Origin of the sequence: Mesorhizobium carmichaelinearum, from assembly GCF_900199455.1 — a bacterium.
GTDB lineage: Bacteria > Pseudomonadota > Alphaproteobacteria > Rhizobiales > Rhizobiaceae > Mesorhizobium > Mesorhizobium carmichaelinearum.
In genome coordinates, this window is record NZ_FZQR01000019.1 from 23220 (window position 1) to 49726 (window position 26507).

A 26507-nucleotide genomic window follows, 5' to 3' on the forward strand; every position below is an offset into this window, starting at 1 on the left:
CCCAGTCATCGAAACCCCTCGAAATCAAATGGTGACGGCAATGCCGCGATTGGCAAAGAAACGATCGAAATCGGCTGGCGCCAACACTGCGTTGGCCTGTGTGGCGCTGGTATGGCCGGATGGGTTGTGAAAGCGAAAACCCTCATCCGAAGCCGCGGTGACCAGCACCAGATGGCCGCCCTTCGACGGCGGCTCGCGCTCAGGCCAGCGAATCGCGCTGCTGACCGAAACGATGAAGAACCGTGACCGGCCAAGAATCGCCGGAATGTCGGACGTCGCGACATTGGTCATCACCTGCGCCTCCAGGCCGAATTCCGCCTTCACGAAGGTGACGAAGGGCGCGTAGATCAGCCCCTTGATCGAATCTTCATTGACGGCATAGCCGCCATATCCAGTGCAGCGTTTCGCCAGTTCGATCGTCGGCACGATCTCGCCGCGCGTTGCCAGGATCATTTTCAGGCACGCCATGCCGCAGATGTTGGCGGCCCAGACCGCGTATTCGTCGAGGCTCTCCGCGCCTGACCCTTGCCACAGCGGATCGCGCCTGAGCGCGGCCTCGGCGCCATCGGCGAGCACGGCCAGCGTCATGTCGGGCGTTTCCCACTGGCTGAAAAACGGCACGGCTTCAGGCAACGGGCTCATACGGATTCTCGGGCTGCTCGCATCAATCTCGTATACGAGAATACGAGATTGATGAAAAGCCGCTTAAATGTGAGTGACGCCCCGCCTACTCGGCCTTCGTCCAGCCGAAGACCAGCCAGGCGTATTTCGATTTATCGTCGGGCTCGGCGGTGTAGGTCATCTGGATATCGCCGTCCTTGGCGTAGATGTCGAGCCGGGGCGCTGTGTCCAGCTTGAGCCATAGCGAGCTCTTGCTGAAGGACCAGGTTCCGCACCAGACGCAGGCGCCCGACGCCGGGTCGCCCGGCTGGTGGAAATTGTAGCGGCCGTCGGCCGTGATCTCGAGATAGTCGAACGCGCCGTAGAACGCGGCCACCGTCTGCTGGAACTCGGTGGCGGCAGCCTCCTGTTCGGGCGTCGGCGCATCCGTCATGTCGCGCGGCGGCCGGATGGCGGAGCCACTGAGCGTCCATTTACCGACAAAGTCCTTCTCGGTCGGGAGATATTCCTCCTGAGCCTGCGCCGACGAAATATAAGCAACAGATGATATATTAGGCAGACCCGTGGCCCCGACCGCAAGTAGAAGCGCGGCCGCACAGATCGCCCTGGTCGGGTTTTGCATAAAACTATTCCTCGACCGTAGGGTAATGGATGTCAGTTTGGGAGTTCTATTGAGCAATTTTTGGCACGCGTTGCCTCGATGCCGATTCCCGTCGCCATTTGCACGGTTAGCATTGGGGCCACCAATCTGGCAACGCAAAGCACCATCCCCCACAAGTCCGGCCGCCGGAGTCTCACCTTGCAAACGAAAGCCCGCCGGGAGGGGGGTTCCGGCGGGCTTTTGGAAAGCTGATTTCCAGCTTTCACATGTCTGACGGGGGATCAGACGTGGTGACAACTTTTATTGACCGCGGAGGTTCCACCCGAAACAAAAGAATGCCAGCGGCTCGTTCAATTCCACGGAATTCAGCGGTAACAGCGATTTCTTTTCGCGGGACCACGTCCCACTGGAACCTTCCACTGCCGGCCGAGTTTTGTGGCGCGGTCGGGAGGACTTGAATTGGACAGTTTTCAGAGGCTCGAAGCGCTGCTCGATAGCGCCGGCAGCGATGGCATCGACGAAGCGAACGCCTTGCTGCGCCGGTTCGAGGGCAAATCGCAGGAAGTGACTGCAGCCATCGACGACTTCATGCTTGACTTCAAGACCTTGGTCTTCGTCGTCGAAACCGGCGAGGCAGGATCCCAGAAATCGCTACGCGAGTTGACGCGCGTCAGGCTTTCCAATCTCAGGCAGCTCTTGAACGTGGCGGCATAGGGACACCGGCGGCGCCGAACTCACCCCTTCAGCAGCGCCGCTAACCTCGGAATGCCCTCGGTCACCGCGCGGCGGTCGGCCAGCGTGAAGGACAGCCGCAGCGTGTTGCGCCCGGTGCCGTCGGCGTAAAAAGCGTTGCCAGGCACGAAGGCGACGCGCGCTTCCTTCACCGACCGCGCCAAAAGCTCGGTGGCATCAGCCCCTTCCGGCAGCGTCGCCCAGACGAACATGCCGCCTTCCGGGCGGCTCCAGGTCACGCCGTCAGGCATGTTGGCTTCGAGCGCGCCGAGCAGGCCGTCGCGGCGCTCGCGATAGGCGCCGATGAGTTTTTCGACCTGGCCGTCGAACACGGCCTCGGCGACGCGGTGCATGACCAGCTGGTTGATCGACGGGCTGTGCAGGTCGGAGGCCTGCTTCATCAGCACCAGTTTTTCCACCACATGACGCGGCGCGCAGACCCAGCCGACGCGCATGCCCGGCGACAGGATTTTCGAGAACGAGCCGCAATAGAGCGTGCGCGCCTTGTCGATGCCGCCGGAGCGCGCACAGTCGAGCGCCAGGATCGGCGGCACGCCCTCGCCGTCATAGCGCAGCGCCCGGTAGGCGGCGTCCTCGATCACGGCGATGTCGAGTTCACCGGCAAGGTCGAGCACCGCTTCGCGCTGTTTTTTATCCAGCGTGTTGCCGGTCGGGTTGGCGAAATCGGGCACCAGATAGGCGAACTTGACCTTGCCGCCATTGGCGGCAGCCGCCGCGCGATAGGCATCCGGCGTCATGTTGCCGCCTTCCGGCCGCAGCCGGTCGTAGCGCGGCTCATAGGCGTTAAACGCCTGCAGCGCGCCAAGATAGGTCGGCCATGTCACCAGCGCGGTGTCATTGGGCGACAGGAACAGCTTGCCGAGATAATCCAGCGCCTGCTGCGAGCCGGAGGTGATGAAGATGTTGGCTTCGTCGCAAGCGACGCCGAGCTTGCCCATCTGCCCGGCGAGCCAACGGCGCAGCGGCAAATAGCCTTCCGAGACCTGGTACTGCAGCGCCGCCCCCGCCTCCGCGCCGCCCAGCACCTCGGCGTAGGCATCGCGGATCGCCTCGGCCGGAAACAGCGCCGGATCGGGAATGCCGCCGGCGAACGAGATGATGTCCGGCTGGTCGAGCAGCTTCAACAGCTCGCGGATTTCGGAGGCTTTCATGCGCGACGAGCGCGAAGCCAAGAGGTTCATAAGGGTCAAGTCGCGCCTCCCCGGACAATTTTCATATAGGTCAATGTAGCTGACCTATATCCGCTTTATCAGGCAATTTGAATAGTGCCTGAAGCTCTTGCGGTATACGCCAGCCGCTGTTGGGGCGGAACGGCTACAAGGTTTTCTTGTAACCAATATGGCTGCCGGTGAAGCCAAGGCCTTCATAGAAGCGATGCGCGTCCGCCCGTCCCTTGTCGGTGGTCAGTTGCACGAGGCTGCAGCCGCGCGACCGGCATTGATCGATCGCCCATTCGAACATCAGCCGGCCGATGCCGCCCGAGCGCCGGTGGCCGGCGACCCGCACCGCCTCGATCTGCCCGCGCCAGGCGCCCTTGCGCGACAGCCCGGCAAGGAAGGTGATCTGCAACGTGCCGATCACCTCGGCGCCATCCACGGCCACCGCGAGCAACTGGTTGGGATCGGCATCGATGGCGGCGAAGGCGTCGAGATAGCCCTGCGCCAGCGGCAAGGAGGCATCCTCGCGGGTGGCACCAAGCGGATCGTCGGCCAGCATGGCGACGATTGCGGGGAGATCGGAGGCTTGCGCACGGCGGAAGGTGATCATGGCGCCGGGATAGCGCGCGGCAGTGGTGGCGGCAATATCGTATCAAGATGCGAGCTTGGCCAGCCAAGCTCGGGAGTGGATAAATTAGCGAAAGCAGGCGCCGCCCCTCATCTGCCTGCCGGCATCTTCTCCCCGTATAGTGACGGGGAGAAGGACGCCCTCATCGCCGATTTCGCCAATCGCCAACGTTGCGGAGAAGGCGCCAGCGACGCGGGCCAGCCCTTTCGCCCCGTTTACGGGGAGAAATGTCCGGCAGGACAATGAGGGGCAGCGCCAGCCTCGCAAGCATGGCGCCCTCCATGCAGGCCTGCGTCCAGCGCCGGATCAGTTCCTCGCCCTCGACACAGCCGACCAGCTTCGGCCATTGTTCAACGCAATCGGTCGCGTGCCTGCATCAGCGCAAACCCCAGCAGGTTGTCGCCCCGCCACAAAAGCGGGTTCGCGGCTTTCTTGTCGTCGGCGGCCAGCCCGATGCCCCACACACGGTCCATCGGGCTCGCCTCGACCAGAACCTGCTCGCCGGTCGACAGCAGATATGTGCGCAGGGCGGCGTTCTGCCGGAATTTCTCGAAACTCCCCTCGCCTACGATGCGCCGCTTTTCGGCGTCCCATCTGGCTTCGTCGAAACCGCGCACCTGCCGGCCGAACTGCTTTGCCTGCTTCGGGCTTCCCGCCTGCAGGATCTGCGCGGCCGTCTCGTCATCGCCGAACAGCCGCGCCTTCTCGGCCATTATCCAATGTTCCGCTGTTGGATAGCTCCGCCCCGCCATTGTAAAGGGCGCCTGCCACCACTGGCTGAAACAGGACGCGGTGATGCTGCCGTCCTTGGAGGGCTGATGTCCCCAGAAGAACAGGAACTTGAGCCGGGATTTTGCCCGGAAGGCGTCTTCGAGTGCGGAACGATCGTAAATCATGGGTGCGACAGAACAGAGCCGGCGGGTGACTTGTCAATACAGATCGCTATGGTCCGCATTGCTCTCGTCATGGCACTACCGGTATCAGTACGACCTCACGAACAACGGCCTGCAATTATGAGCCAATCAGCCCGGATCGAAATCGAAGGCACCTCCCTGGAGGACCTGCGCACCATGCCACATGCAGACCAGGACGCACTTCTGGCCTTCGGTCGGCCTATCTCGTTCACCATGGGCAGCGCCACCGTGCTCGCCGAATTCAACCGGCGCGACGGCACGCTGCTGGTCAACCTTGCCCATATCGACGGTGGCGGCGAAGGCGTTCTGCTCGTCCTTTGGAAGCATACCCGCGCCTTTGCCATCGAACGACAGTTCAGCACAGTCCGCTGGAATGTGCATGCCGCCACATGCGCCAAGCCCAATCCGCGTCTGCAACGTTTCCTTCGCACCCATGAGTTCGCCGAGATCGACGATCCGGATTACGGCCGCATCTTGGTGCGAACCCAGCGGCTTTGATCGCTAAACTTCGCCCTCATACACCCTCTGCGCCTGCATCAGCGCCCGGTCCAGCCTTTCCCCCTCGGCATATCCAGCCAGGTTCCCCGGCCGCTCGATGCCAGGCAGCAGCCTCGGACACGGCTCGGCCGCGCCAATCACTGTCCGCACCGGGATGACTCCGGCCCAGACCGGATGGCCATAATCCTCCGCGTCATCGGCGACGCCCTTGGCGCGCACTTTGGCCGATGCCTCCTCGATGCGCATGCCGATCACCGCAGTCGCCTTGGCTTCCTGCGCCGAGATCGGCCGCAAGGTTTCGCTGCGGCCGGGGTAGAAGCGGTCGACGACGCCGGCCAGCGCCTTCATCTTCTCGTCCGGCTCGTCGACGATGCGCGCCGTGCCAAAACACATCGCCGAGCGGTAGTTGGCGGAATGGTTGAAGCCGGTGCGCGCCAGCACCAGCCCGTCGAGATGCGACACCGTCAGACAGGCCGGCGTGCCGCCGCGCAGCTGGCGCAGCATGCGGCTGGCGGACGAGCCGTGCCAGTAGAGCATGTCGCCCTCGCGCCAGTGGATGGTCGGCGTGCAATAGGGCTGGCCGTCGAACGTGTAGGCGACGTGACACAGCAGCCCGGCATCCAGCACCGCGAAGACGGCCGCATGATCGTAGCTGCCGCGCTCATGCAGGCGCTTGACCCGGTTGCGGCTGGTGGTCGGAAAGCTGGCGGCGACGTCGTTCACGGCTTGCATCCTTGTCTCTGGTCTGCCAACCATGCGCTGTGATATTGGTCGATAAAAGGACCAATCCAATGGATAAAAATCAGACCAATATGTCGGATTGGTCGGCGCTGATCCCGGTCCTGCCGGGCGACGGCCCGCGCAGCCGCGAGCTTTATGCGGCACTGCGGCGGCTGATCGAGACCGGCGCGCTGGCCGCTGGCGCCAAGCTGCCGACCACGCGCGACCTTGCCCGGCGCTTCGACCTGTCGCGCTCGGCGGCGGTTGCCTGTTTCGAAATGCTGATCTCGGAAGGCTTTGCAACAGCCAAGGTCGGCGCTGGAACCTTCGTCGCGCCCGACGTGCCGCATCTGCCGACAACACTGGTCAAGCCGCGTCCGCCCGAGATCGATGCCGCCACCTCGCTGCCTTGCGGCCTTGGCGTGGCGGTGTCCGACCCGCGCACGCTCAACCTGTTCCGCATCCTGCTGTCGCGTCACCTCGCCCGCCCCGGCCCCGAGCATTTCCGCTATGGCGATCCGCGCGGCGGCATCGGGCTGCGCACCGCGATATCAACCTATCTCAGGACCGCGCGCGGCGTACGTTGCGACGCCGGCCAGATCCTGCTGACCTCGGGGACGCAGCAAGGGCTGGACCTGCTGGCGCGCGCCGCCATCCGGCCAAGTGACGCCGTGTGGATCGAAAATCCCTGCTATCCCATGGCGCACGCGGTGCTGGCGGGCAGCGGTGCCAGGATTGTCGCCGTGCCGGTCGATGCCGAAGGGCTCGATCCCGAAATCGGCGAGCGTCTCTACCCAAGGGCACGCGCCGCCTATGTCACGCCCTCGCACCAATATCCGCTCGGCGTGACGATGACGATGCGCCGCCGCCTCGCCCTGCTCGACTGGGCGCGACGCAACGATGCCTGGATCATCGAGGACGATTACGACAGCGAGTTCCGCTACGCCGGCCCGCCGCTGACCTCGCTGCAAGGCATGGACGGCGCGAACCGCGTCGCCTATCTCGGAACGTTCTCCAAGGTGCTCTTCCCCGGCCTGCGCATCGGCTATGTCGTGGTGCCGGAGCCACTGCTCGATGCCGTCATGGCGGTCCGGGCGCGCTCCGACCGCTACCCCTCGACACTCGCCGAAGGCGCGCTGACCGACCTCCTCAACGAAGGCCATTTCGCCGCCCATCTCAGGCGCGTGCGCCGCCGTGTGCAAGCCGCGCGCGACGTGCTGGTGGCCGGCCTCGAGGCGCATTGCGGCGATAGGCTCGATGTCACGGTGCCCGAACAGGGGCTGCATCTGATGGCGATGCTGAAGGGCGGCGGGCCGGACACGGTGATTGTCGAGGCGGCAAAGGCGGTGGGCGTCGGCACCCGGGCGCTGTCCGCGATGTTCATCGATGGGACGCCGAGGCACGGGCTGGTGCTGGGCTTTTCCGGGTTTTCGGATGAGGCGTTGAGGGCGGCGACGGTGCGACTGGGTAGGGTGATGGGGCATTGAGTGACAATAGGCGAACACCGTGCCGCCCCTCATCCGCCTGCCGGCACCTTCTCCCCGTATAGTGACGGGGAGAAGAATGCTGTCGCAACCCTCGGCGCCTCTTCTGCGACGCTGACAATTGGCGAAATCTGCGATGACAGCCCCTTTCTCCCCGTCACTATACGGGGAGTTGAGAAACGGTCCGCGAAGCGGACGAAAAGCCAATTGCTTGGCTTTTCGAGTGACGAACGTCCGGCAGGACAATGAGGGGCAGCGCAACCCTCTGAGGTTAATCCCCATCCGCAGCAGGCTTCGCCTTGCCGCACTGCGCCAGCACCTTGCCTATGGCCCCGCTCGATCCCTTCAGCGGAAAGCTGATCGCGCCAAATTTGGCAGCGCTGACCGTCACATCGCCCTTCGAGTGCAACAGGTCCAAAAGCGGATCGGCTTTGGCCAGATTGACCACGAAATAACCGTACATTTCCTCGAGCTGCAGCGTCTTGGTCACCGTCTTGCCGTCGGCCTTGAAGTCGAACGCGCCGCTGATGCCGGGCTCCGTCTGCTGGCCGCTGGAGCCCAGATCGTAGCTCAGCACCGGCGTGTCGAAACAGGTCAGCATCAGATAGGCATCGCCCTTCGGTCCGCCACAGACCGAGGCGGTCAGCACCTTGCCGCCTTCATCCTCCTCCATCTTCGCGCTCCAGCCGCCGCAGGACGCGGCAAAGGCCGGCTGCGCGGCCTGCAATGCGGCCACGGCACCGGCGACGACGAGATAGCGAACGCTCATGACTTCCCCTCCGACAATTGCAGCACCCGTCGGCAGCATATAGGAAAAGCGATCCCGTGACATTGCCCGTTGCGGCAAGGTCGTGTGATCCGGGTTTGGAGAGAGCGGTGTTGAGAGCCTGCGTTCGTCTGTGTTTTCTGCTGGCCGCCCTGGTGGCCTTGCCGCTCACAGCCCATGCCGAATGGAAGCCGGTCGAAAAAGTCGAGACCTACGCCATTTCGGGTCAGTCGGGACCGGAACTCTACCGCTCGATCGGCCAGAACGGGCCGAATGTCGGCATTACCCGCGCGATCGCCTACACCAATTTCAAGCTGACCTGGGGGGTCAGGGACTACAAGCCCAGGGGCAAGGATTGCGTGCTGACGGCGGGGAAGCCGAAACTGATCATCACCTACACCTTGCCAAGTCCTTCCGCGCCGCTGCCGCCGGCCGTCCAGAAGAACTGGGAAGTGTTCATCGCCGGCGTCAGCGCCCATGAGAAGGTGCATGGCGCCAGCATGATACAGATGGTCCACGACATCGAAGCCGCGACAGACGGGCTGACCGTCGCCGACGATCCCAAATGCAGCAAGACCAGGGCCGAGGTGGTCCGTCGGCTCGACGCGATCTCGAAGGCGAGGATACAGGGCAGCCGCGATTTCGACCGTGTCGAACTCGGCCAGGGCGGCAATTTGCAGAAGCTTGTCCTCGCTTTGGTGAATGGCGGCTGAGCGCCATCAAGCCTCGGAAACCAGCCCGTCGAGTAGCGCAAAACCTTCCGGCCAATCGCCCAGGCCGCTATCGGCATTGATGTGGCCGAACGGCCCGATCACGACCAGGCGGCTGCCCCATTGCGTCGCCCGCGCCTGCGCATACTCCGCCGAGCCATAGGGGTCGTCGGCGCTGGTCACCACCAGCGAGGCAAAGCGCAGCTTGCCCTGCGGAATTCCGGCGAAAGCCATGCCATACCCGGGAAAGACCGCCGACGCCGGATCGGGAACGGCGACCAGCAAAGCCGCCTTGACCGGCCTTTGCGAAATCTTCTGCCAATGCGCGATCAGCAGGCAGGACAGGCTGTGCGCGACCAGCACCGGCGGCTCCGGCGCCGCGATCACCGCAGCCTCCAGCGCCGCCAGCCAGTCGGTGAAATCGGGCAGGTCCCAGCTTGACGGCTGGAAGCGCCGCATCGCCGGATCGGCGCCTTCCCAGCGCGATTGCCAGTGCGCCGGGCCGGAACCGCCGCTTCCCGGCAGGATGATGAAATGCGTCATGTCGCCTTGCTCCTATCGATTGATGGCGCAGGGTGGCGTCTTGCGCTGACGTGGAGAATGGGAAACCATCGGAAAAATCACATCCTTGCCGATGGATTCAAGGTGACCATGAAGACCAGCGATGAGCGCGCCCCACTCGACCCGACCGACATCGCCATTGTCGAGGCCATGCAGGAGAATGGCCGCATCGGCATATCGGAGCTTGGCCGCCGGATCGGCCTGTCGCAGCCGGCCACCTCCGAGCGGGTCAAGCGGCTGGAGGAGCGCGGCGTCATTGCCGGTTACACCGCGGTGATCGATCCGGCGGCGCTGGGCCTCGGCATGATGGCGATCATCCGCGTGCGCACCACGCATGAGCACATCCGCCCCTGCCTGAAGCAATTCGCCGAAATGCCCGAGATTACCGAGGTGCACCGGCTGACCGGCGAGGACTGCTTCATCCTGAAAGTGGTCGTGCCCTCGCCCGCCCACCTTGAAACCATCGTCGACGCCGTGGCGCGCCATGGCGCGGTCACCACGGCACTGGTGCTGCGCAGCGAGACGCCAAAGCCGATCGGCCGTGAGCTGATCCGGAGATCAGGCGGTTAGCGGGCCAGGCCTATCGGCTCAGATCAAGCGCCGCACTCAAATCCCCCATCGGCGGCTCGCCGTTGGCGGCGAGCGCCTTGTCGCGGGCGACGATGCCGGAAAGCACCGGCAGATCGTAGCGCGTGGTGATGAAGCGCAGGATCGAGGTCGTGTCATATTGCGTGTGGTCGACCGTGCCCATTTTCGCATAGGGCGAGATGATGAAGGTCGGGATGCGGTTGCCCGGTCCCCAGCGGTCGGCCTTGGGCGGCGCGACGTGGTCCCAGTAGCCGCCATTCTCGTCATAGGTGACGACCACCAGCATGTGGCTCCATTGCGGGCTCTTCTCCAGATGCGCGACGAGGTCGGCCAGATGCTGGTCGCCCGATGTCACGTCTGCATAGCCGCTGTGCTCGTTGAGATTGCCTTGCGGCTTGTAGAAGCTGACAGAAGGCAGCTTGCCGTCGTCGATCGCCTTGATGAACTCGGTGCCGTCCAGGCCGCCATCCCTGAGATGCTCGGTCCGCGCGGCGGTGCCCGGCGCATAGGCGGCGAAATAGTTGAACGGCTGGTGGTGGAACTGGAAGTTCGGCACCGGCGTCGCGTTCCTGCCGTCGAGCGCGGCCTGCCAGGCGCCGGCATACCAGGCCCAGTCGACGCCCCTCAGCGACATGAGGTCGCCGATGGTGATGTCGTGCTGCGGCGGCAGCGTCGTCGGCTGCGTCGGGTCGGCCAGCGCCTTGTCGCCGCCCTCGACCGGCTTGTTGGCGCTCGGCTGATAGGGCGGCTGCATGGTGTTGACGGCGTAGAAATCGGGCGTGATGGCGCCGTCATTAACAAATTTCGGCGCACCGCCCAGTGCCGAGGCTGGCGAATTGTCGGCGACCTTCAGCGTCTTGCCATCAGCCTCGACGACGGCGATCTGGCCCTTCACCGGGCTGGTGTCGGCATGCGGATAGACCGGCGCGCAGGCGCAGGCGAGCATGATGTGATTGAGGAAGGAGCCGCCAAAGGCACCCTGGAAGAAATTGTCGGCCAGCACGTATTTCTTCGCCACCGCCCACATCGGCAGGCCGGAGCCGGCATAATGGCCCATCACCAGGCCGCCGGAATCGGCCCAGGCGGCAAACTTGTCATTCTTGCCGCCGTCGATCTGCATCTGCTCCTGGTAGAAGCGATGCCAGAGGTCGCGCGTGATGACCGATGTTTTCTCGTTGAAGCCGCCGGCGTCGTCGATGGCGAAGCTGGCATTGGCGAGATGCGCCGACTGCGCCTCGGTCACCACGGGCGTCACCCCCTTGGCGGTCAGCCCGCCCCAGGCCGGCGGCAGCTCCGTGAGCGGCTTGCCGTCGCGGTCGAGCTGGCGCGCCTGATCGGCCGAGACATTGGCCAGCCCATTGGCGCCGGGGAAGCCGCCATAGAGATTATCGAAGCTGCGGTTCTCGGCATAGATGACGACGACGGTGTCGATCTTGTCGTAGCCAGGAGGGGCGGCGTTGGCCGCACTTGCGAACGATGCCAAGGCCGTGGAGGCGAGGCAAAGGGGGAGAAAGGACCTGGTCATGAGACGCCTCGTGGCTGGGGATGGCTGGAGGAATTTCGACGCTAGGGCTGGTACTTGTCAGCCTTGTGACAGGGGCGGGTGCGTGTGGATAGCAGGAAACGTCGGCGGGACGGCGCCCCCCTCTGTCCTGCCGGACATCTCCCCCCTCGAGGGGGAGATTGGCAGCTTTCGCGACCGCGCCTGTTCAAACTTTGGTGATTGGCGAAGGCCGCGCCACATCCGATCTCCCCCCTTGTGGGGGAGATGTCCGGCAGGACAGAGGGGGGCGCGACAGAACGCTACCTATCCGGACGAAGTAGCCAAATGCACGGTCATCAATCCGCAGCAAAGCCGGTACCACATTGACGGACCAGAAAACGGGCCAGCCGACATGCCAGTCGCACAATGGAAGAAACGCGCCATCGCGGCATCTATACTCGGCGTCGCCGCACTCTTCTCGGCAACCCTTGTCCGCGCCGGAATCGGCAGCGTCCACCCTGGCCCCCTATCGCGCGCCGATGCCTTCGCGCGGGCGCAGACGCTGACCGCCCTCGGCCGAAAAATGTTCTTCGACCCCGCCCTTTCCGCCTCGGGCAAGCAGGCCTGCTCGTCCTGTCATGACCCGCATCACGCCTTCGGTCCGGCCTCGGCCGCGCCGGTCGAAATGGGCGGCCCGAACCTCGACCGGCCCGGCGTGCGCGCCGTGCCGTCGCTGCGCTACCTGCAGGCGGCGCCCGCCTTCACTGAGCATTTTTACGATTCCGAGGACGAGGGCGACGAGAGCGTCGACAATGGCCCGACCGGCGGCCTGACCTGGGACGGCCGCGCCGACCATGGCAAGGACCAGGCGAAAATCCCCCTGCTCTCGCCCTTCGAGATGGCCAACAAGGATGACGCCGCCGTCGCCGCCGCCTTGCGCAAGGCGGCCTATGCCGACGAGTTCAAGGCGGCCTTCGGCGATGACGTGTTCGACCACCCTGGCGATGCTTTCGACGCCGCCGCTGAGGCGCTCGGCACGTTCGAGCAGAGTGCGCCCGACTTCTATCCCTATTCCAGCCGCTACGACGCTTTCCTTGCCGGCAAGGCGCAACTTACGGCGCAGGAATTGCACGGCCGCGCGCTGTTCGAGGACGAGACCAAGGGCAATTGCGCCAGCTGTCACCTCAGCGAACCCGCCAATGACGGCGAGCCGCCGCAATTCACCGATTTCGGCCTGATCGCCATCGCCGTGCCGCGCAATGCGGCGATTCCCGCCAATGCCGATCCCGCCTATGTCGATCTCGGCCTCTGCGGCCCGCTGCGCACCGACTTCAAGGGCCGGACCGACTATTGCGGCCTGTTCAAGACGCCGACCCTGCGCAACGTCGCGCTGCGCAAAAGCTTCTTCCACAACGGATATTTCCACACGCTGCGCGACGCAGTCGCCTTCTACGCCAGCCGCGACACCGACCCCGGCCATTGGTATCCCAAGAATGCCGATGGCATGGTCAGGCAATATGACGATTTGCCAAAGGCTTACTGGGGAAACTTGAATCAGGATCCACCCTTCAACGGCAAGAAGCCGGGCGGCAGGCCGGCGCTGACTGATGCCGAGATCGACGACATCGTCGCCTTCCTGAGCACGCTTACCGACGCCGACCAGCAGGCTCTGCAAGCGAACTGAACTCCTCGCGCCTTGCTCGGTCCCGGCCTGCCCGCCCGCGAAAGAAGGTGTCTCGATCTTGCCGGATCTGATGCGCGCCAGCACGCGGGAGTCGTAAAGAAACGACCCATTACATTAGCGCTTCCTAAACCACCTTACAGTATCCCTTGCCACTCGAGGGTGGACGCAGATGAACGCATTCAGGCGAGCGGCCGGATTTGTTGTGATCCTGTTGACCGGCGCGGCGACGCTGGCGGCGTTGCATATCGATGCCCAGCGAAACTTCGCGCTGGCCAAGGAACGCTATCTCGAGAATTCCCAGGCCGCATCCAGAGCGACGGCCAAGACCGTCGAAGACGCCTTGCGGGCCGTCTATGAAAATGTCCGGACCTTGACCTATCTGCCCAGTGTCCAAAACCTCGACCGGCATGGCACCAATCTGGGCGACGAAGGCCGCGCGACAATCCAGCAGATCTACAACAACCTCGCCAACAACGTCTCCATTTCCGAGGTCTACTTCCTGCCGCTGGATTTCAACCCGGACCGTTTCGATGCGGTGACCGGTAAGCTCGAGGAACCCATCCTCCAATTCGACCAGCTGATCGTGAATGCCAAGGCGAGATCCGAGGCCGCCGCGGACGCGAAGCCGGGAAAGTTGGATCAAAATGCCCTCGTCCGCCCCCCCGAGGAGATCGAGACCTATGAGTACCACGAACTGGCCAAACAGCTCGCCTGGCTGAAGATGAACTATCCGAATTCGAGCGCCATTGACGGGTTGAATGTGCCGATCATCGGCACCAAGGAGCTCATCACCTGCGACAACACCGATTTCATCCATACCGGCAATGACGCCGATCGCTCAGGCTTCATCCTTTCGGTCCCGGTCTTCGGCGGGGACGGTAGCCTGCGCGGCTCCGTCTCGGCGATCATGCTCACCTCGGCGCTGCGCAAACTGTTGCCGAGCAACGACTATGTCATCGTCAATTCAGGCTACGGTTTCGAATCCGACCAGCACAAGATGTCGACGGCCCTGGCGGCGGACTCCCGTGCCTTCACGGCGGCTGACCCCAATCTGATCTATTCCGAAGTCATCCCGCTCTCGCTCAACGATCCCAGGAGCGCATGGCGTCTCTGGGCCGGTTTCCCCAACAGCCGGTTCGACAACAATCTGGACGTCCAGTCCGTGCGTCAATTCGAACTGGCCGGTTATGCGGCGGTCGCGGTGGTCACGCTGCTGGCGCTGGCCTGCTGGTACGCGATCGGACGCACGATGACGATGCAGGTCGAGGCTGCCGAGACCCTGGAGCGGCGGGTCGAGGAACGCACCGCCGAAATCCAGCACCTAGCCACGCATGACATTCTCACCGGCCTGCCCAACCGAGGCCTCTTGGCCGAAACGATGGACGAGGCATTGAGAAGCCTCAGGGACTGCGAGAAGCTGGCCGTCCATTGCGTCGATCTTGATCGTTTCAAACCGGTCAACGACACGCTCGGCCATCCGATCGGCGACGAGCTGCTCGGTGCGGTGGCGAAGCGGTTGAAACAGCATGCCGGCGAAACCGCCATGGTGGCGAGGATTGGCGGGGACGAGTTCGTCATCCTTCAGCTCCTGCTCGACGGCAACGACGAGGCCGGCGTCCTGGCAAGCCGTGTCATTCATGCCCTGTCCGACGATTTTTTCATCCAGAGCCACAAGATCAACATCGGCGGCAGCATCGGCATCGCCGTCTTCCCCGACGACGGGCAAAATTCGGAAACCCTTATCCGCAATGCCGACCTTGCCTTGTACAAGGCGAAGATGGAAGGCCGCGGAACCTGCAGGTCGTTCGAGCCAGGAATGGACGCAAGACTGCAGGAGCGGCGCCAACTCGAATCCGAACTGGCGCTCGGCGTGAAAAAAGAACAGTTCGTCCTGCACTATCAACCGCTGCACGACGCAAAGACCTCGCAACTCACCGGCTTCGAAGCGCTGGTGCGATGGGACCATCCACGCCTCGGCCTGCTGCCGCCGTCGGAGTTCATCCAATTGGCCGAGGAGACGGGCGTCATCGACGCGCTTGGCGAGTGGATCATGCGGCGTGCCTGCGCCGACGCCGTGAAATGGCCCCTGCCCGTCAAGGTCGCGGTCAATCTCTCGCCGGCCCAGTTCAAACAACAGGGGCTGCCGCTTCAGGTCGCCGCGGCGCTCGCCGCTTCAGGCCTGCTGCCGTCACGGCTCGAGCTGGAGATCACCGAGTCGGTGCTGCTGGCGAACAACGAAAACACGCTAAACACGCTGCACAGCCTGCGCGACCTCGGCATCTCCATAGCCATGGACGATTTCGGCACCGGCTATTCCTCGCTGAGTTATCTCAGGTCGTTCCCGTTCAACCGCATCAAGATCGACCGCAGCTTCGTCAGCCTGATGTGCGAGAGCAGCGAAAGCCGGGCGATCGTCAAGGCCGTCGCCGAACTCGGCACCACGCTCGGCATGACGACGACAGCCGAAGGGGTCGAGACCGAGGACCAGTACAGGCTGGTCAAGGAGAATGGCTGCACGGATGTCCAGGGCTGGTATTTTGGCCGCCCGATGCCGGTCTCCGAGCTTCATGCGCTTTTCGAACAGCCGGAAGCCCTGACCGCGTAATCTGTCAGCTCCGCCAGGCCGCCAGATCGGCCAGGATCCGCGCCTTCAGCGCCGGGTCGGCATAGCTCGCCTGCACCGATGTCGCGGCGAGTTGGCGGATGATTTCGTCATCCCAGGCGAAGGCCTCGGCGCAGGCGGCGTAGGATGCCTCGAGCGTGGTGTCGAGCAGCGACGGGTCGTCGGTGTTGATCGAAACCGGGACACCGGCCTTGCGCAAGGCATCCAGCGGATGTTGGGCAAGCGAGGGATAGACGCCGAGCGCCAGATTGGAGACTGGGCAGATGCCGAGCGGAATCTGCCTTTGCGCCAGCAAGTCGACGAGGTCCGGATCCTCGATCGCCCGCACGCCATGGTCGATGCGGTCGGCACCCAACAGGTCGATGGCGTCGCGAACCCCTTCCGGGCCGCTTGACTCGCCGGCATGAACGGTGCGCCGCAAACCCGCCGCGCCGGCACGGCGAAACGCCTCGGCGAAGCGCGGGCCGGTGCGGCCGGCGGCCGCTTCGTTTCCGTCGATCGACAGGGCGACGACGCGCCTGTGCCGGATCGCGCTCAGCAACTCCACCAGCTCGATCGCCTCCGCCGCCGACTGGGTGCGCAACAGGCTGACGCAAAGCCCGACCGGCGGGTGGCCATCCTGTTCGGCGGCCGCGAAGCCCGCATCGAACGCGTCGATCATCCCCGGAATGTTTTCGTGCCAATGCGGCCAGTGCGTCGGGTTGACGATGACGTCGGCATAGCGCACGCCGCTCCGGCCCATGCGCTGCGCGAACTTGTAGGCGGTGGTGGCGATTTGCTCGCGCGTGCGGAAAGTCCCGCACAACCAGTCGAGCATTTCGAGGAAGCTCTTGAGGTCACGGGCTTCGAAAAGCCTGTCGCGCGGCGCGCGCAGCGGAATGCCGGCCTCCTCGCAGTTCGCGATCACATCGTCGGCCTCGAAGCAGCCCTCGATATGAATGTGCACTTCGGCTTTCGGCAGTCCGATGAAGTCGGTCAATGACGCCTCCCCTCTTGGCCGGCGCCATCAAACCATGAAACGGCGGGCGCCGGTTTCAAGAAATGATTGAAAGAACTGCGCATGGGCCGCGAGATTGGCGGCGCCTCACAGATGCTGCCAGATCGCCTTCAGCGGCGCACCCATGGCTTGCTCGATCGTCCGCAATTGCTCGCTGGCCAGGGATGCCACACCGGGATTGACCACGGTCAGCGCGCAGACCCCGAACGCCGCCGGCCAGACATACCGCAAATCGTTCAGCGACGAGGCCTTGTGGCAGCATGGCGTGGTAACCGAAAGGTCTTCGAAGCGCGACGCCGCCGCCCGGTCCATCGCCCCGCCCCACCAATCCTCCAGATCGCTGCCGCAGAATGGGCAATGGACGCTTTCCGTGTTTGCTCCGGCGTCGAAGAACATCACGCCTTCCTCGTATTCGACGGCGACATGCTCCGCCAGCGGGAACAAGTCGCTCACAATCTTCAAGGCCGCCGCGGCAGCCGGCGCATCGGGGTGCCAGTGCGGATCATAAGGCACAAGGCGCAGAAAACTATCCGACATTGCCGCTCCTCCCGGTCGACGCCTCACAGCGCCCGGATGACACCCCCATCCACGCGGATGTTCTGGCCGGTGATATAGCCTGCGCCCTCCGAAGCCAGGAAAGCAATCGTCGCGGCCACCTCCTCCGAGGTGCCGTAGCGCTGCATGGGCACGTTGTCGCGGCGCTCTTCGGTGGCCGGCAGGCTGTCGATCCAGCCCGGCAGCACATTGTTCATGCGCACATTGTCTGCGGCGTAGGTGTTGGAGAAAATCTTGGTGTAGGCGGTCAATCCGGCGCGGAACACGGCCGAGGTCGGGAACATCACGTTCGGCTCGGCCACCCAGGCTGTCGAGATGTTGATGATGGCGCCGCCCTTCTGCTTGACCATTTGCGGCGCCACGATGCGCACCGGCCGGATGACGTTCATCAGATAGACGTCCATGCCGGTGTGCCACTGCTCGTCCGTGATTTCCAGGATCGGCGCGCGCGGACCGTGGCCGCCGCTGTTGACCAGCACGTCGATGCGGCCAAAACGCTCCAGCGTCAGGTCGGCGAGGCGCTGCAGATCGTCATTCGACTGGTTGGAGCCGGTGACGCCGAGCCCGCCCAATTCCCCAGCCAGCGCCTCGCCCTTGCCTGAGGACGACAGGATGGCGACCTTGAAGCCATCCGCCGCCAGGCGCTTCGCCGCCGCCGCGCCCATGCCGCTGCCGCCGGCCACGACAACAGCCACTTTTTCTACACTCATTGGATTTTCCTTTTCGAGTTGGCGGGCACCACAAGCGGTGATTTCGGGTTGCGGGCGCCGATATAGCTGGTTTTTCCGCATGGTTCGAACCAGAATGCCTGAAATCAACCAGTAGAAAAACTCCTGCATGCCTGAAGCCTTCCTGAGTCTGCCGCCATTGAATGCGCTGCGCGCCTTCGAGGCCTCGGCGCGTCACCTGAACTTCCGCATCGCCGCGGAGGAGCTGAACGTGACCCAGGGTGCGGTGGCCCAGCACATTCGCGGACTGGAGACCCATCTCGGCACGAAATTGTTCGAGCGGCTGCCTCGCGGCCTGGCGCTGACCGATCAGGGCCGCGCCTATGTGCCCAACATCCGCCGCGCCTTCGACCTGATCTCGGAGGCGACGCTGCTGCTGCGTCCCGAACCGGCGCGGCTGACGATCAGCGTGACGCCGAGCTTCGCCACCAAATGGCTGATCCCCAGGCTGCAGGATTTCATGGCGGACAATCCACTGGTCGACCTGCGCGTGCTGGCCAGCGAAAGCCTGTCGAGTTTCCAGGCCGACGGCGTCGACATCGCAGTGCGGCAAGGCCGCCCGCCCTTCGGCGCCGGCCTGATCGTCGACCTGTTGTTTCCCCAGCAGATCATCGCCATCTGCAGCCCGGCCCTGCTGCCGGCCGGCGCAACCGAAATCGCCGCGGCCGAAATCCAGCATCATGTCCTGCTGCATGACGCGCACAATCTGTGGCCGGAGTTCATGGAAAAGGCCGTCGGCCTGAGGATGACGGCCGAACTGAAACGCATGCGCTTCAACCAGACCAGCCTCGCCATCGACGCGGCCATCGCCGGCCAGGGCATTGCGCTGGCCAGCCGCTTCCTCGTCGCCGCCGATCTCGCCGCCGGCCGGCTGGTCCAGCCGGTCAGCGGCGAAATGCGCGGCACACAGGATTTCTATGTCGTGATGCCAAGAAAACAGCGCCATCCCGAACCGACACAGGCCGTGCGGCAATGGCTGCTGGCTGCCGGGGAACGGCCGCCGGTCTAGATCGGCAGCAACGCGTCCGGTTTCACATTGGCGATCGAGGCATAGGTATGCGTCTCCCTGACGCCGGGCAGCGGCAGGATGACCCGCTGCAGGAAATCCTGGAACATCGCCATGTCGGCGATGCGTGCCTTGACCAGATAATCGAAGCCGCCGACCACCATGTGGCATTCGATGATCTCGGGCGCCCGCAGCACCGCCTCGGCGAAGCGGTCGAAGACATGCGGCGCCGTATGATCGAGCCGCACTTCGATGAAGACCAGTTGTGCCTGCCCGATCCGGGCCGGGTCGAGAACGGCCCGCACCGCCCGGATGAAGCCTTCGGCGAACAGCCGCTTGATGCGTTGCGCCGCCCCGGTCGGCGACAGGCCGACGCGGCGGGCCAGATCGAGCGTCGTGCGACGGCCATCCTCCTGCAGCAAGCGCAACAGCGAGCGGTCGATGCGGTCGAGATCGTCCATTCTGAATTCACACTTTCTGACCACAGATAGCGCGATTATCACGCCAAAATCGTGAAAACAGCATATTTCATCACGCTGTCGAGTGGCAATACCGTTGACGGGCAACGCAACCCGACCAAGGCAAACCCCATGACATCAGCCACACCGACCTCCCGCAATGCCCTTGCCAAGGGCGACACACCGGTGCTGATCCTGAGCGAAGCCGAGGTGAAAACGTGCATCGACCTGCGCCAACTCCTCGACACGCTGGCCGACGGCTTCAAGGCGCTGTCCGGCGGCAAGATCGTCAATCCGGCGCGGCCGCAGCTCGACATTCCGCGGGCCGGCTATTCGCTGGCGATGCCGGCCTGGATGGCGGGCATGCATCTGACCGTGAAGATCGTCAACGTGTTCGAAGGCAACATCGCCCGGGCCATCCCCAGCCACCTCGCCACCATCCATCTGTTCGACCCGGAAACAGGCATGCCGGTTTGCGTCATGGACGGCACCTATATCACCGCCGCACGCACCTCCGGCTCGGCCGTGCTCTCGGTGCGGGAACTGGCCCGCCGCGACGCCAGGGTCGCGACGGTTGTCGGCGCCGGCGTGCAGGCCGGCCAGCACTTGAACCTTCTGCCGCTGGTCCGCGACTTCGCCGAAATCCGTGTCGTCTCGAAAGAATTCGCGGATGCGCAGGCACTTGCAGCGCAGCATCCCGGCATCGTCGCCGTCAGCGATCTCGAGGCCGCGGTGCGCTCGTCGGACGTCGTGTGCCTGGCAACGCATTCCTACCAGCCGGTGATTTCGGCCGAATGGGTGCGGCCCGGCACGCATGTCTCGTCAGTGGGCGTCGCCCCGCCCGGCGGCGAGCTGCCGGTCGAGCTTGTCGGCCGGGCGAGCCTGTTCGTCGAGACCAGGGACGCCTTCGCCCCGACGCCGGTCGGCTCTTGCGAACTCGATGGCATCGATCCGCGAACCGGAACCGAGCTTGGCGAAATGCTGCTCGGGCTGCGGCCGGGAAGGACCGGCGCCGATCAGGTCACCGTCTACAAGGCCATGGGTGTTGCCATGGAAGACCTGGTGGCGGCCGACCTTGCCTATCGCGAGGCGGTTCGGCGAGGATTGGGGCGGGTTGTGGCCTTGTAGAGGACGCTGCTGATCGTCGGAGCCAGCGCCGCCCTCACCACCCTGCCGGCCATTTCTTCCCGTTCTGCCGAGAGAAATGGCTGCGCAAACAACCGAGAGAAGGTCGCGCTGTTTGACTGGATACGAAATCATTTTTACGACTGCTGGATGCAGTCGAATCCTCCCCAAAAAATCGTCGTCATCGGTGGTGGCATTGCCGGCCTTTCGCTTGCGGCTGCCGTGCGGGATTGGGCTGAAGTCACCGTCATCGAGCGCGAGCCGCATCTTGGCTACCACGCCAGCGGCCGCTCCGCCGCTTTGTTCACCGAGACCTATGGCAACCGGCTGGTGCGTGCGCTGACGCTGGCCAGCCGGCAGGCGATCGTCAAAGGCGGCTTCGCCTCCCACCGGCGTGGCGCGCTGCATGTCGGCTGGACCGGAGACGGCGCGGCAATAGACCGGCTGGCGGATGAATTGCAGGCGCTGGTGCCCAGCGTGCGCCGCCTGTCGGCGGCCGAGCTGCACGCGCTGGTCCCCGTCATTGCCGCTGAAGTCACTTGCGGCGGCGTCTATGAGCCGGACGCGGTGGATGTCGACACGGGCAAGACGCTGGCGGCCAGCGCCTCGGCGCTGAAGGCCGGTGGTGGCACCATCCGCACCGGCGAAGAAGTGCGCGCCATCTCCCCCAACGGCGGCGGCCTGCGGGTGGAGACGAGCGCCGGTATTTACGCAGCCGACATCGTCGTCAACGCCGCCGGCGCCTGGGTCGATGTCGTCGCCGGCATGGCCGGGCTCTCCGGCCTCGGCTTCCAGCCCAAGCGACGCACCGCTTTCCTGTTCGATCCGCCTGCCGGCACCGACATCGCCGGTTGGCCGCTGGTGGTCGACCTGCACGAACAGTTCTACTTCAAGCCCGACGCCGGCAGGCTGATCGGCTCGCTTGCCGACGAGACCGATTCCGAGCCTTGCGATGCCTGGCCGGAAGACATTGATGTCGCCATCGCCGTCGACCGCATCGAGCAGGCGACGTCGATGCGCATCGGCCGTCCGTCGACGCCATGGGCGGGGCTGCGCACCTTCGCGCCCGACCGCACGCCGGTCGCCGGCTTCGACCCCCGCCTGCCCGGCTTCTTCTGGCTTGGCGGCCAGGGCGGCTATGGCTTTCAGGTATCGCTGACCCTTGCCAGGCTGTGCGCGGCGCTGATGCGCGGCGAGCCCCTGCCGGAAGATGTGACGGCGCTCGGCGTCACCGCCGCGGCGCTGGCGCCCGACCGTTTCCTGGTCCCGGCGACGACGCCATGAAACCCACGCTGCCGCTGCTGCTCAGCCTCAATGGCGGCTATGTCGACACGGCCGGCTTCCTGGCGCTGCAGGGCCTGTTCACCGCGCATGTGACGGGGAATTTCGTCACGCTCGGCGCCTCGCTGGTGCTCGGCATTTCGGGCGTGCTGGCAAAGCTTCTGGCGCTGCCGGTGTTCTGCATCGTCGTCATCCTGACCAGGCTGGCCGGCGAGCATTTGCGCCGGCGCGGACATCGAGCGCTCGGGGTGCTGCTCTCGACCAAACTGGCGCTGCTTGTCATCGGCGCGGCGCTGGCGATCCGCTTTGGTCCCTTCGCCAGCGGCGACGGCGCGGCCGCCATCGTCACCGGCATGGTGCCGGTCGCCGCCATGGCGGTCCAGAACGCGGTGCACCGGGTCCATCTGGCGGCAGCCCCGCCCTCGACGCTGATGACCGGCACCACCACCCAGATCATGATCGACCTCGCCGACCTTATCGGCGGCACGGCCCCCGAGGCTCGCCCCGCCCTCGTTGCCCAGCTGCGGCGCATGGTGGCGGCGGTCGCCGTCTTCGCCGCCGGCTGCGCGGCCGCCGCCCTCGGCTTTGCCTACGCCAATGTCTGGTGCTTCGTCGTCCCGCCGGTGATCGCGCTGATTGCGCTGGCGCTACGGCTTTCCTCGCCGGATGAGGAAAGCAGGTAGCAGCCTCAGTCTTGCTTCGTCGCCCGACAGCTATTTCATTTTCTGAGGTAGTCTCTGAAACAAAGGGCACGCTTGTTCCAGAAACTTTCCGCACCGCAGCGCGCCTACGAGCAAGCCAGCTAGACAGCCCTCAAACTTCGTCCGTCCAGATCAGCCGCAGCAGGCGCAGCAGCGTCGCCCGCTCTTTTTTCGTCAGCCGCTGCAAAAACCTGTCCTCGTGCCGGCGAACCTGTCGCCGCCAGCCGGGCATCGCCTGTCTGGCCGCGTGCGTTAGGGTCAGCACCCGCACGCGCCTGTCCTCGGCATGGTCGTCGCGTTCGACCAGTCCGCGCTCTTCCATCTCGGCCAGCAGCGGCGCCATGTTGGCGCTCTTCATGCCGAGCTGACGGCACAGTTCCGCGGCGCGGATGCCTGGCCGCTCATCGATCAGCGCCAGCATGCCATAGGTGACCGGGCGCAGGCCCGCATCGGCCAGTTCGACCGCGAAATCATTGAGCGCGACAGCTGAGGCACGCTTGAGATTGTAGCCGATCTGCGCGTCGAGCGCGTCTTCGGACATCACGTCGAGCCCGGGTTGAATCTGGGTTTCGTCCATGCCGCAACCGATCGCCGCGATCCCGGCTCTTGTCAAGCGAAAAAGACTATGCGACATAGCAATCGAGATAGCTATGCTCCATAGCAATTTCTAAAGTGGAGCGGGAGGAGACCGACCATGACCGATGAGACCGTTGCCTTCGATGTCGAGAACGGCATTGCCTGGGTGCGCTTCAACCGGCCGGACAAGCGCAATTGCATGAACCCGGCGCTCAACCGGCGCATGATGGAGGTTCTAGACGAGCTCGAGTTCCGCGCCGATGTCGGCGTGCTGGTGCTGTCGGGCGAAGGCAGCGCCTGGTCGGCCGGCATGGACCTCAAGGAGTATTTTCGCGAGACCGAGGCCAAGGGTCTCGGCGCCGTCCGCAAGGCGCAGTCGGAAGCCTATGGCTGGTGGCGGCGCCTGCGCTGGTATGGCAAGCCGACCATCGCCATGGTCAATGGCTGGTGTTTCGGCGGCGGCTATGGCCCGCTCTTCGCCTGCGACCTCGCCTTCGCCGCCGACGAGGCGCAGTTCGCTCTGTCCGAGATCAACTGGGGCATCCTGCCCGGCGGCGGCGCCACCAAGGTGGTGGTCGACCTCCTGTCGATGCGCGACGCCATGTACCACGCGCTGACCGGCGAACTCATCGACGGCAGGAAGGCGGCCGCCTGGAAGCTGGTCAATGAAAGCTTGCCGCTGGCTGAGTTGAAGGCGCGCGTCACCGAGGTTGCCAACACCTTGCTGAAGAAGAACCCGATCGCGCTGAAGGCGACGAAGGATGCCATCCGTCGCGTCGCCGAAATGACCTACGACAATGCCGAGGACTATCTGGTGCGGGCGCAGGAGGCGGCCAACTCGCACGACAATGAGGGCCGCAAGGAAGGCATCCGCCAGTTCATCGACGAAAAGAGCTACAAGCCCGGCCTCGGCGCTTACGACAAGGCCAGATGACGCGATAAGCCAACGACGCAATCTGGGAGGAGATGCGCATGCCCGCCTGGACAACGCCCGATCCCGTGGCCCTGCACGCCAGGACGCAGCCGAATCGTCTCGCCTGCGTCGACCTGGCCTCCGGCCGGCGCTGGACCTATCGGGCCTTCGACGAGGCCATCCAGCGCGCCATCGGCGTTCTCGAAACGGGCTACGGCGTCGAACAGGGGCAACGGATCGCCACGCTGGCCCGCAACAGCGCCGATCTCCTGATCCTGCAGCAGGCCGCAATGCGGCTCGGCGCCATCTTCGTGCCGCTCAACTGGCGGCTCGCCGGTGCGGAACAGCAGGCGATCCTTGCCGATTGCGATCCGGCACTGCTGCTGCATGACGCCACCCTGCAGGCGGCATTGCCCGGGCGCTGCATGCCTGTCGATGTCGCCGCCTTCGCGGCGGCGGTGAAGGCAGAGGCGCCGGCGCTGCGCCGTCCCCTGCCCGCCGACGACACGCCCTCGATCATCCTCTACACTTCGGGCACGTCAGGCCGGCCAAAGGGCGTCATCGTCACCGAGCGCAATGCCTTCGCCACGGCGGTCAATTTCGGCGTGCTGGGCCGGGTCGGCAATGCCAGCATCTTCCTCTGCGACGCGCCGATGTTCCATGTCATCGGCCTCATCACCAATCTGCGTCCGCCGCTGCTGCAGGGCGGCACGGTGCTGATCTCGCCCGGTTTCGATGCCGGCGCCACCAATCGCCGCCTCGCCGATCCGGCGCTTGGCGTCACCCATTATTTCTGCGTGCCGCAGATGGCCAGGATGCTGCGCGATCATCCGGATTGCGCGCCTTCGCGCTGGACCACCCTCACCGCGATCTTCACCGGCGGCGCACCCAACCCGGCCGCCGAAATCAGCTGGTGGCTGGCGCAGGGCGTGCGCATGGCCGACGGCTTCGGCATGACGGAAGCCGGCACCGTGCTTTGCATGCCGGTCGAGGCCGACCGGATCGCAGCCAAGGCAGGCTCGTCCGGCCTGCCGGCGCCGACGATCGGCCTGCGCATTGTCGACGACGATGGCCGCGACGTCGCCGCCGGCGAAGCAGGCGAGATATGGCTGTCCGGTCCCTCGATCACATCAGGCTACTGGAACCGGTCTGAAGAGACGGCCCGCGCCTTCACCGCCGATGGCTGGTTGCGCACCGGCGACATCGGACAGCGGGACGACGAGGGCTTCGTCACCATCGTCGACCGCCGCAAGGACATGTTCATTTCCGGCGGCGAAAACGTCTATCCCGTCGAAATCGAAACCGTGTTGCTCGACCATCCCGCCATCGCCGAAGCCGCCGTGATCGGCGTCGCCGACGCGCGCTGGGGCGAAGTCGGACGCGCTTTCGTCGTGGTGAAACCCGGATGCGTCGTCGATCCCGCCGATCTGGCAAGCCATTGCGGCGCCCGCATCGCCCGCTACAAGGTGCCGAAAGAATTCCTGCTCACCGATGCGCTGCCGCGCACCGCATCCGGCAAGATCCAGAAACACATTTTGCGCACATGGACAGCACCCGCTGGCGGGCAGGACTGAGCCATTCAGTTGGCGGGCAGCGACCGGAAGATAGCGGCGGCCGCGGCCACGATCTCCGCATTGTCCTTCGCCACCATTCCATCGGCGAGCGTCTTGCCGTCTTCCAGACCGACGCGCGTCGACCAGCGCTTTTGATGCGCCAGCTCCACGAACGACCAGACCGTGGCGTCGACGCCGTGCAGCAGGATCGGCCGCCGCACTTCGGCGCGCTCCAGCACGGCGGCGATGCCGTGCGCCTCGTCGAGCGCTGCAGACAAATCCTGGATGTCGATCTCGATCAGGATGCGCAGCACCCGGTTGTGATCGGCAAGCGCCACGAAGCGCTCGGCATCGGCCACAGTGGCAAGTCCGGCCTCGATGCCGACGCCGCGCTGGCGCAACAGCTCCATCACGCCGGGCGCGTCGGTCTCGGAGAAATTGACCGAGGCATAGTCCGGCAGTTCGCGCCAGCCGGCGATCGCCGCGCGGGTGCGGGCGACATCATCCTCGATCCAGGCGCCGGTCGACACGCCTGTCAATGTGCCCGGGCAGGCCCGGCGCACCGCCAAAACCGTCGCATCGACGGCGGCCAGGCTCTCGCGCCCATCGGCGCCGCGCGGATGGATGTGCAGTTCGGCCGCGCCAGCGGCGACGCAAGCCGCGGCATCGCTAGCCATGGCCTGCGCATCGAGCGGCAGCCTCGGGTGGAAATCGCGCGGACGCGCGCCGTTGATGCAGGCCTGGACGATCATCGGGTGCCACCCTCAAAATCCAACCCTACCCTCACCATATCGCGCGGCAAAGAGCCGGATCTCGAGGCTGC

Annotated in this window: 28 protein-coding genes; 13 read left to right on the top strand and 15 right to left on the bottom strand. The window is 64.8% G+C overall.

The annotated features are described in order from the left end of the window. Nucleotides 1-24: 24 nt before the first annotated feature. Entirely contained in the window at nucleotides 25-642 is a 618-nt protein-coding gene (locus CKW40_RS31050; RefSeq protein WP_095203576.1) for a C39 family peptidase, read from the bottom strand. An 85-nt stretch (nucleotides 643-727) separates the two neighbouring features. Beyond that, nucleotides 728-1243, bottom strand: a complete 516-nt coding sequence (locus CKW40_RS31055; protein ID WP_095203577.1) for a hypothetical protein — start codon at nucleotides 1241-1243, stop codon at nucleotides 728-730. 438 nt (nucleotides 1244-1681) lie between these two features. Here CKW40_RS31055 and CKW40_RS31060 point away from each other — a divergent pair, with 438 nt between their 5' ends. After that, on the top strand, nucleotides 1682-1936 hold the full coding sequence (locus CKW40_RS31060) for a hypothetical protein (RefSeq protein WP_244571356.1): 255 nt from the start codon (nucleotides 1682-1684) through the stop codon (nucleotides 1934-1936). A gap of 20 nt (nucleotides 1937-1956) precedes the next feature. Here CKW40_RS31060 and CKW40_RS31065 read toward each other — a convergent pair whose 3' ends face one another. The 3 genes from CKW40_RS31065 to ybiA all read right to left on the bottom strand — a co-directional run bounded on the left by CKW40_RS31065 (nucleotide 1957) and on the right by ybiA (nucleotide 4656). After that, the gene (locus tag CKW40_RS31065) at nucleotides 1957-3156 is read right to left on the bottom strand and encodes an aminotransferase-like domain-containing protein (protein WP_179298188.1); all 1200 of its coding nucleotides are present in this window, start codon (nucleotides 3154-3156) and stop codon (nucleotides 1957-1959) included. A 133-nt stretch (nucleotides 3157-3289) separates the two neighbouring features. Next, a complete protein-coding gene (locus CKW40_RS31070) occupies nucleotides 3290-3742 on the bottom strand; it encodes a GNAT family N-acetyltransferase (protein WP_095203580.1) in 453 nt (150 codons plus the stop codon). A gap of 368 nt (nucleotides 3743-4110) precedes the next feature. After that, nucleotides 4111-4656, bottom strand: a complete 546-nt coding sequence (gene ybiA / locus CKW40_RS31080) for a riboflavin biosynthesis intermediates N-glycosidase (protein WP_095203581.1) — start codon at nucleotides 4654-4656, stop codon at nucleotides 4111-4113. Between ybiA and CKW40_RS44030 the strand changes: the two genes are divergently transcribed. After that, on the top strand, nucleotides 4579-5172 hold the full coding sequence (locus tag CKW40_RS44030; protein ID WP_179298179.1) for a hypothetical protein: 594 nt from the start codon (nucleotides 4579-4581) through the stop codon (nucleotides 5170-5172). The genes ybiA and CKW40_RS44030 overlap by 78 nt on opposite strands. Nucleotides 5173-5175: 3 nt before the next feature. On the opposite strand, the gene CKW40_RS31090 is transcribed toward CKW40_RS44030, so the two are convergent. Continuing rightward, nucleotides 5176-5928, bottom strand: coding sequence for a pyridoxamine 5'-phosphate oxidase family protein (locus CKW40_RS31090; RefSeq protein ID WP_179298181.1), 753 nt, complete (start codon nucleotides 5926-5928; stop codon nucleotides 5176-5178). A gap of 35 nt (nucleotides 5929-5963) precedes the next feature. On the opposite strand from CKW40_RS31090, the gene pdxR reads away from it, so the two are divergent. Further along, the gene (gene pdxR / locus CKW40_RS31095) at nucleotides 5964-7379 is read left to right on the top strand and encodes a MocR-like pyridoxine biosynthesis transcription factor PdxR (protein ID WP_095203583.1); all 1416 of its coding nucleotides are present in this window, start codon (nucleotides 5964-5966) and stop codon (nucleotides 7377-7379) included. Between the two features lie 268 nt (nucleotides 7380-7647). On the opposite strand, the gene CKW40_RS31105 is transcribed toward pdxR, so the two are convergent. Then, nucleotides 7648-8145, bottom strand: a complete 498-nt coding sequence (locus tag CKW40_RS31105; RefSeq protein WP_244571357.1) for a hypothetical protein — start codon at nucleotides 8143-8145, stop codon at nucleotides 7648-7650. Nucleotides 8146-8255: 110 nt separating this feature from the next. Between CKW40_RS31105 and CKW40_RS31110 the strand changes: the two genes are divergently transcribed. Next, nucleotides 8256-8855, top strand: coding sequence for a DUF922 domain-containing Zn-dependent protease (locus CKW40_RS31110; RefSeq protein ID WP_095203647.1), 600 nt, complete (start codon nucleotides 8256-8258; stop codon nucleotides 8853-8855). Nucleotides 8856-8861: 6 nt separating this feature from the next. Here CKW40_RS31110 and CKW40_RS31115 read toward each other — a convergent pair whose 3' ends face one another. Further along, on the bottom strand, nucleotides 8862-9395 hold the full coding sequence (locus CKW40_RS31115; protein WP_095203584.1) for an RBBP9/YdeN family alpha/beta hydrolase: 534 nt from the start codon (nucleotides 9393-9395) through the stop codon (nucleotides 8862-8864). Between the two features lie 108 nt (nucleotides 9396-9503). Between CKW40_RS31115 and CKW40_RS31120 the strand changes: the two genes are divergently transcribed. Further along, entirely contained in the window at nucleotides 9504-9983 is a 480-nt protein-coding gene (locus CKW40_RS31120) for an Lrp/AsnC family transcriptional regulator (RefSeq protein ID WP_095203648.1), read from the top strand. A gap of 10 nt (nucleotides 9984-9993) precedes the next feature. Here the strand turns inward: CKW40_RS31120 and CKW40_RS31125 are convergent, their stop codons facing one another. Beyond that, a complete protein-coding gene (locus tag CKW40_RS31125; RefSeq protein ID WP_095203585.1) occupies nucleotides 9994-11526 on the bottom strand; it encodes an acid phosphatase in 1533 nt (510 codons plus the stop codon). Between the two features lie 370 nt (nucleotides 11527-11896). On the opposite strand from CKW40_RS31125, the gene CKW40_RS31130 reads away from it, so the two are divergent. Together CKW40_RS31130 and CKW40_RS31135 are read left to right on the top strand one after the other, a co-directional pair. Then, entirely contained in the window at nucleotides 11897-13168 is a 1272-nt protein-coding gene (locus CKW40_RS31130; RefSeq protein WP_095203586.1) for a cytochrome-c peroxidase, read from the top strand. 169 nt (nucleotides 13169-13337) lie between these two features. Continuing rightward, entirely contained in the window at nucleotides 13338-15773 is a 2436-nt protein-coding gene (locus CKW40_RS31135) for a putative bifunctional diguanylate cyclase/phosphodiesterase (RefSeq protein ID WP_244571358.1), read from the top strand. Nucleotides 15774-15777: 4 nt separating this feature from the next. Here the strand turns inward: CKW40_RS31135 and add are convergent, their stop codons facing one another. The 3 genes from add to CKW40_RS31150 form a co-directional block, all read right to left on the bottom strand. Next, on the bottom strand, nucleotides 15778-16770 hold the full coding sequence (add, locus tag CKW40_RS31140) for an adenosine deaminase (RefSeq protein WP_095203587.1): 993 nt from the start codon (nucleotides 16768-16770) through the stop codon (nucleotides 15778-15780). A gap of 105 nt (nucleotides 16771-16875) precedes the next feature. Then, nucleotides 16876-17325, bottom strand: coding sequence for a hypothetical protein (locus CKW40_RS31145; protein WP_095203588.1), 450 nt, complete (start codon nucleotides 17323-17325; stop codon nucleotides 16876-16878). Between the two features lie 23 nt (nucleotides 17326-17348). Then, entirely contained in the window at nucleotides 17349-18053 is a 705-nt protein-coding gene (locus tag CKW40_RS31150; protein ID WP_095203650.1) for an SDR family oxidoreductase, read from the bottom strand. Between the two features lie 127 nt (nucleotides 18054-18180). Here CKW40_RS31150 and gcvA point away from each other — a divergent pair, with 127 nt between their 5' ends. Beyond that, complete coding sequence (gene gcvA / locus CKW40_RS31155; protein ID WP_095203589.1) at nucleotides 18181-19080, top strand: transcriptional regulator GcvA; 900 nt, start codon at nucleotides 18181-18183, stop codon at nucleotides 19078-19080. On the opposite strand, the gene CKW40_RS31160 is transcribed toward gcvA, so the two are convergent. After that, nucleotides 19077-19538: an Lrp/AsnC ligand binding domain-containing protein gene (locus CKW40_RS31160; protein ID WP_032933557.1), complete on the bottom strand. Its 462-nt coding sequence runs from the start codon at nucleotides 19536-19538 to the stop codon at nucleotides 19077-19079. The genes gcvA and CKW40_RS31160 overlap by 4 nt on opposite strands. 129 nt (nucleotides 19539-19667) lie before the next feature. Between CKW40_RS31160 and CKW40_RS31165 the strand changes: the two genes are divergently transcribed. From CKW40_RS31165 to CKW40_RS31175, 3 genes are all read left to right on the top strand, one after another. Beyond that, complete coding sequence (locus CKW40_RS31165) at nucleotides 19668-20663, top strand: ornithine cyclodeaminase family protein (RefSeq protein WP_095203651.1); 996 nt, start codon at nucleotides 19668-19670, stop codon at nucleotides 20661-20663. Nucleotides 20664-20810: 147 nt separating this feature from the next. Further along, nucleotides 20811-21944 carry an NAD(P)/FAD-dependent oxidoreductase gene (locus tag CKW40_RS31170; RefSeq protein ID WP_095203590.1) on the top strand — a complete coding sequence of 378 codons (1134 nt, stop codon included), beginning with the start codon at nucleotides 20811-20813 and terminating at the stop codon, nucleotides 21942-21944. Then, nucleotides 21941-22624, top strand: coding sequence for a YoaK family protein (locus tag CKW40_RS31175; protein WP_095203591.1), 684 nt, complete (start codon nucleotides 21941-21943; stop codon nucleotides 22622-22624). Before CKW40_RS31170 ends, CKW40_RS31175 begins: the two co-directional genes overlap by 4 nt. A 130-nt stretch (nucleotides 22625-22754) precedes the next feature. Here the strand turns inward: CKW40_RS31175 and CKW40_RS31180 are convergent, their stop codons facing one another. Continuing rightward, nucleotides 22755-23219, bottom strand: coding sequence for a MarR family winged helix-turn-helix transcriptional regulator (locus CKW40_RS31180; RefSeq protein WP_095203652.1), 465 nt, complete (start codon nucleotides 23217-23219; stop codon nucleotides 22755-22757). Between the two features lie 117 nt (nucleotides 23220-23336). Here CKW40_RS31180 and CKW40_RS31185 point away from each other — a divergent pair, with 117 nt between their 5' ends. Together CKW40_RS31185 and CKW40_RS31190 are read left to right on the top strand one after the other, a co-directional pair. Next, nucleotides 23337-24152, top strand: a complete 816-nt coding sequence (locus CKW40_RS31185; protein WP_095203592.1) for a p-hydroxycinnamoyl CoA hydratase/lyase — start codon at nucleotides 23337-23339, stop codon at nucleotides 24150-24152. 32 nt (nucleotides 24153-24184) lie between these two features. Further along, on the top strand, nucleotides 24185-25705 hold the full coding sequence (locus CKW40_RS31190; protein WP_095203593.1) for an AMP-binding protein: 1521 nt from the start codon (nucleotides 24185-24187) through the stop codon (nucleotides 25703-25705). A 5-nt stretch (nucleotides 25706-25710) separates the two neighbouring features. Here the strand turns inward: CKW40_RS31190 and CKW40_RS31195 are convergent, their stop codons facing one another. Then, the gene (locus CKW40_RS31195; protein ID WP_095203594.1) at nucleotides 25711-26436 is read right to left on the bottom strand and encodes a 3-keto-5-aminohexanoate cleavage protein; all 726 of its coding nucleotides are present in this window, start codon (nucleotides 26434-26436) and stop codon (nucleotides 25711-25713) included. Between the last annotated feature and the right edge of the window lie 71 nt (nucleotides 26437-26507).

Coding starts and splice junctions, on each gene's coding strand:
- CKW40_RS31070 (WP_095203580.1), bottom strand. CDS start 3,742: ATGATCACCTTCCGCCGTGCGCAAGCCTCCGATCTCCCCGCAATCGTC.
- CKW40_RS31135 (WP_244571358.1), top strand. CDS start 13,338: ATGAACGCATTCAGGCGAGCGGCCGGATTTGTTGTGATCCTGTTGACC.
- CKW40_RS31130 (WP_095203586.1), top strand. CDS start 11,897: ATGCCAGTCGCACAATGGAAGAAACGCGCCATCGCGGCATCTATACTC.
- gcvA (WP_095203589.1), top strand. CDS start 18,181: ATGCCTGAAGCCTTCCTGAGTCTGCCGCCATTGAATGCGCTGCGCGCC.
- CKW40_RS31160 (WP_032933557.1), bottom strand. CDS start 19,538: ATGGACGATCTCGACCGCATCGACCGCTCGCTGTTGCGCTTGCTGCAG.
- CKW40_RS31175 (WP_095203591.1), top strand. CDS start 21,941: ATGAAACCCACGCTGCCGCTGCTGCTCAGCCTCAATGGCGGCTATGTC.
- ybiA (WP_095203581.1), bottom strand. CDS start 4,656: ATGATTTACGATCGTTCCGCACTCGAAGACGCCTTCCGGGCAAAATCC.
- pdxR (WP_095203583.1), top strand. CDS start 5,964: ATGGATAAAAATCAGACCAATATGTCGGATTGGTCGGCGCTGATCCCG.
- CKW40_RS31170 (WP_095203590.1), top strand. CDS start 20,811: ATGCAGTCGAATCCTCCCCAAAAAATCGTCGTCATCGGTGGTGGCATT.
- CKW40_RS31105 (WP_244571357.1), bottom strand. CDS start 8,145: ATGAGCGTTCGCTATCTCGTCGTCGCCGGTGCCGTGGCCGCATTGCAG.
- CKW40_RS31050 (WP_095203576.1), bottom strand. CDS start 642: ATGAGCCCGTTGCCTGAAGCCGTGCCGTTTTTCAGCCAGTGGGAAACG.
- CKW40_RS31185 (WP_095203592.1), top strand. CDS start 23,337: ATGACCGATGAGACCGTTGCCTTCGATGTCGAGAACGGCATTGCCTGG.
- CKW40_RS31120 (WP_095203648.1), top strand. CDS start 9,504: ATGAAGACCAGCGATGAGCGCGCCCCACTCGACCCGACCGACATCGCC.
- CKW40_RS31090 (WP_179298181.1), bottom strand. CDS start 5,928: ATGGTTGGCAGACCAGAGACAAGGATGCAAGCCGTGAACGACGTCGCC.
- CKW40_RS31125 (WP_095203585.1), bottom strand. CDS start 11,526: ATGACCAGGTCCTTTCTCCCCCTTTGCCTCGCCTCCACGGCCTTGGCA.
- CKW40_RS31055 (WP_095203577.1), bottom strand. CDS start 1,243: ATGCAAAACCCGACCAGGGCGATCTGTGCGGCCGCGCTTCTACTTGCG.
- CKW40_RS31145 (WP_095203588.1), bottom strand. CDS start 17,325: ATGTCGGATAGTTTTCTGCGCCTTGTGCCTTATGATCCGCACTGGCAC.
- CKW40_RS31115 (WP_095203584.1), bottom strand. CDS start 9,395: ATGACGCATTTCATCATCCTGCCGGGAAGCGGCGGTTCCGGCCCGGCG.
- CKW40_RS31190 (WP_095203593.1), top strand. CDS start 24,185: ATGCGCATGCCCGCCTGGACAACGCCCGATCCCGTGGCCCTGCACGCC.
- CKW40_RS31150 (WP_095203650.1), bottom strand. CDS start 18,053: ATGAGTGTAGAAAAAGTGGCTGTTGTCGTGGCCGGCGGCAGCGGCATG.
- CKW40_RS31065 (WP_179298188.1), bottom strand. CDS start 3,156: ATGAACCTCTTGGCTTCGCGCTCGTCGCGCATGAAAGCCTCCGAAATC.
- CKW40_RS31180 (WP_095203652.1), bottom strand. CDS start 23,219: ATGGACGAAACCCAGATTCAACCCGGGCTCGACGTGATGTCCGAAGAC.
- CKW40_RS31165 (WP_095203651.1), top strand. CDS start 19,668: ATGACATCAGCCACACCGACCTCCCGCAATGCCCTTGCCAAGGGCGAC.
- CKW40_RS31195 (WP_095203594.1), bottom strand. CDS start 26,436: ATGATCGTCCAGGCCTGCATCAACGGCGCGCGTCCGCGCGATTTCCAC.
- CKW40_RS44030 (WP_179298179.1), top strand. CDS start 4,579: ATGTCCCCAGAAGAACAGGAACTTGAGCCGGGATTTTGCCCGGAAGGC.